This window comes from Candidatus Halocynthiibacter alkanivorans, from assembly GCF_003333265.1.
GTDB classification, from domain to species: Bacteria; Pseudomonadota; Alphaproteobacteria; order Rhodobacterales; family Rhodobacteraceae; genus Halocyntiibacter_A; species Halocyntiibacter_A alkanivorans.
The window spans coordinates 1-1358 of sequence record NZ_QOLB01000165.1 but is presented as its reverse complement, the minus strand read 5'-3'; the positions used below and the strand labels follow the sequence as shown (position 1 = coordinate 1358).

Sequence of the window (1358 nt, the reverse complement as noted above, 5' to 3'; positions counted from 1 at the left end):
TGCTAGGCAACAAAACCATTCAGGAAATGATTTTTAAAGGGGATACCGATGCCATTAAAGAAATTATGGCGAAGTCTGAAAATCTGGGCATGCAAACCTTCGATGCCGCGTTATTCAAACTTTATAAAGCCGGTAAGATATCCCTAAAAGAAGCCATAAAAAATGCAGACTCCGAAGTGAATTTAAAGTTGCGTATTAAACTGGCGGAGTCAGGTCAGGGAGAGGCATCAGCGGGTTCCATGATGGGCCTGTCGCTGGAGCAAACACCAGAAGAGCAAGCCCAAGCAAAACGCATCGCCCAGGAGCAAGCCGAATTGGAAGAATTGGAAGCCAAACATCAATAGGTAAACCGCTAATCGATTGACCATTAACCAAATAGCCAAGTAACGGCCTTGCCCAAACCCTAGTCTGGACTAAAGTTTAGACTAGGGTTTTTTATTGTGCGCAGGGAGGGGCTATGGAGATAGATGAAATAAGGAAGCGCCGTAGCGCCATCCTAAGAACGCTCACCATTCCACCGGCATCGGCCGCCAGCGAACAATTGCTGGAATTAATCATGGATGATGACATAGACCTGCCTTCTTTGGCCCAGGCTATTCAGTCCGAGCCTGGCATTACCGCCCGTATCGTGAGTATCGCCAACTCGGCATTTTTCTCCTCCCCGTCAACCATACACACGGTAGAGCAGGCCATGGTCAAAGTTCTGGGCATACAGACAGTGCGCAGTCTGTGCATGGGCATGTTAATGGGCCCCAGGTTTAACACCAGAGCTTGCCCTGAGTTTTCTTTGAAAGATTATTGGTGCCGTGCCCTGGCGGTGGCACAGTCCTCCTCCATGCTGGCTAAGTGTGTGCCTGCCATAGACGTAAACAGTGTTTACCTGGCCGCCTTATTACACAGTATTGGCCAACTGTTACAAGTTCATCATTTCCCCAAAGAAATGAATCAATTATTGCCGCAATTTGAAACACACAACAATAAAACCCGGCTGATCCAGGAGCGTGAACTGCTGGGCATTGACTCTTGTGAGGCTGGCAACTGGCTGGCCAAGCGCTGGCATTTACCCATAGAAACCATTTTTGCTATCTCGAATTTTCAAGATCCGGACTATAAAGGGGATCACTGGCAGGTGGCGCGTATTATTGGTTTTGTTGTGCGTTTTTTTGAGGCAGAAGACGATATGACACTGGAGTCTGCCAAGGTGTGCGAGGCATTGGATATTCACCCTGACAAGATGCAGGCCCTGCAAGAAAAGTTTACCGACAACGAAAGTTCTGTGGCGGTCTTGGCGGATTTTTTAATTCAACAGGAGTGATTCAAACCAAAACCCAATATACCATGATGAATTAAGGTCGGCA

At 47.6% G+C, this 1358-nt stretch carries 1 protein-coding gene and 1 pseudogene; both read left to right on the top strand.

The features are described from left to right. Nucleotides 1-344, top strand: a pseudogene (locus DWA01_RS23365) (hypothetical protein); the annotation flags it as partial. Between the two features lie 113 nt (nt 345-457). After that, the gene (locus DWA01_RS22075) at nt 458-1315 is read left to right on the top strand and encodes an HDOD domain-containing protein (RefSeq protein WP_114287973.1); all 858 of its coding nucleotides are present in this window, start codon (nt 458-460) and stop codon (nt 1313-1315) included. The last annotated feature ends 43 nt before the right edge of the window (nt 1316-1358 follow it).

Coding starts and splice junctions, on each gene's coding strand:
- DWA01_RS22075 (WP_114287973.1), top strand. CDS start 458: ATGGAGATAGATGAAATAAGGAAGCGCCGTAGCGCCATCCTAAGAACG.